The organism is Infirmifilum sp. (genome assembly GCF_049970975.1).
Classification (GTDB): Archaea; Thermoproteota; Thermoprotei; order Thermofilales; family Thermofilaceae; genus Thermofilum; species Thermofilum uzonense.
Window position 1 is genome coordinate 1 of sequence record NZ_JBMFLX010000197.1, and the last position, 1,802, is coordinate 1,802.

A 1,802-nucleotide genomic window follows, 5' to 3' on the forward strand; every position below is an offset into this window, starting at 1 on the left:
TGTTTTGATGTGTATGACCGGGCTTTGATTGTACTGGGTTCTGCCGCGTACGCGTTCGAGGCTGGGGTTTCGTCCGTCTTGAGGGTTTTGGAGAGTTTTAGTGTTGAGGGTGTCGACCTGTATGCGAGTGGCTTCGCGGTGAAGGAGGCTGAGAGGGTTAGAGATGTTGTTGCTAGGTTGACGGGCGTGGAGGTGAGGGTTTCTGAGGCGCCTCAGGACTACCGTAAGGCTTACCAGCTTTTCAGGGATGGGCTGAGTGGCTCATCGATCGCTGTTCCTACTGCTGGCTCTGCGGCGAGTATTATCGGGTTGACTATGGCTGCGGCTGAGAAGGGCGCGCTTGTGGCTCACGTGTATTTTCCGTTTGGGCCGTGGACTGGGATGTTCTACCCGTTTGTCCCGAGGTATATTCAGCCGGTGCAGGTGTCTAGGCCTCCTGGGGGTCTGGGAGGGGTTAAGGTTGACTGGGGGGAGGCTAGGGCCTTGATGGGGGAGCTGGGGTGGCCTAGGCTATGGGAGATGCTCGGTGGCTTGGCGCTGGGGCTTAACGAGCTGGATGCCGAGCTCTACGTGTCCTCGGACCTCCCGGATTACCCCATGCTCACACTGAGGGTTAGGAGCGGGGTCTTCGAGGGTAGGGCTTCGACGCAGCTTTCCCTTATTCTCGGCGTAAAGGAGTTGATGAAGACGGAGCTTTGGGGGAAGGATGCGGATAAGCGGCTTCCCCAGCCCGCCGGGGAGAAAAGCAGCTCGATAGCTACTCCCCAAGTGAGCCACAGGTCGCTGGAAAAGTTTCTTGAGATAGCATTGTCTCATCTTGCGAGGGCTGAGAAATTTGAGGAGGACATATCTCGCGTGGGGGACTGTTTCTGGAGGCTGCTAGGGTTTAGGGTTTTGAGGCTTGAGGGGGAGGGGGACGTTATAATTGACACGAACCTCGTGTATAACGGCGTTCATCTCCTGTCTCAAGGTTATAAGGGGAGGATAATGGTGCCGTACTGTGTTATGGTGGAGCTCCTCAATAAGAGGTCTCAGGCTAAGACGCCCCTGTCGAAGCTATGCGAGCACACGGTCTTCCTCGCGTTCGAGGCGCTGTTGAGGAGTGCATACCTTATACCCTCGGACACCTGGTTTTGCGACGCCGTGCTGCCCAGGCTTGACCCGTTGACGCTCGAGAAGGCCACCCTTGTGACCGCTGATAAGGCATCCTACGAGCTCTGGAACAACATGTACAGGAACCTCAAGGTGAAGGCGATGCTCATCGATGAGAACAGTTACTCTAGGCCTGACACGGCTACGCTGCACCACGCCATGCTCACGCTGTACGCGGTTTTAACGGGTTATACAGGGGACCTGTCTAAGCAGGTTTAAAAGGGCTTTGCGATAGAACGCTGTGTAGGGTTTTCGCTGGGCTTTAGACGTCAAGCTCTTAGAATCCTCGGTCTCTATGGCTCCAATCGGTCTGAGGATGGGTATTACTTTGATCCACTTGAAGTTGCTGTTTATCTCTCCCCTCAAGCCGCTGGATGGTTAACTGTTTGACAGCTCTTCAAGGTCTCTTTTTTCCCCGGGTGGCAAGCAAGAGTGCTTCCCCACCGAAGCCTGGGAAAGCCTGGGGAAGCGGTCCTTGTCACCGGGATGATCCGGTCAGCTATTCCATAAAGGCTATAAACTGGAATCCCCGTGGTATGGTATCACTCTTAATCCGCGTATCTTGCTTAGATGCCTTGTATTGCCTGTGAGGATCGAGTATCCGTTCTCGCGTGCTATGATGCCGATCAATAAATCTCTAATATCTAGGG

1 protein-coding gene is annotated in these 1,802 nt (G+C 54.6%); it reads left to right on the forward strand.

The features are described from left to right. Positions 1-1,371 (forward strand): hypothetical protein (locus tag ACP5KC_RS10505; RefSeq protein WP_428287560.1); only part of this gene is annotated, 1,371 nt, incomplete at its 5' end. Positions 1,372-1,802: the final 431 nt, after the last annotated feature.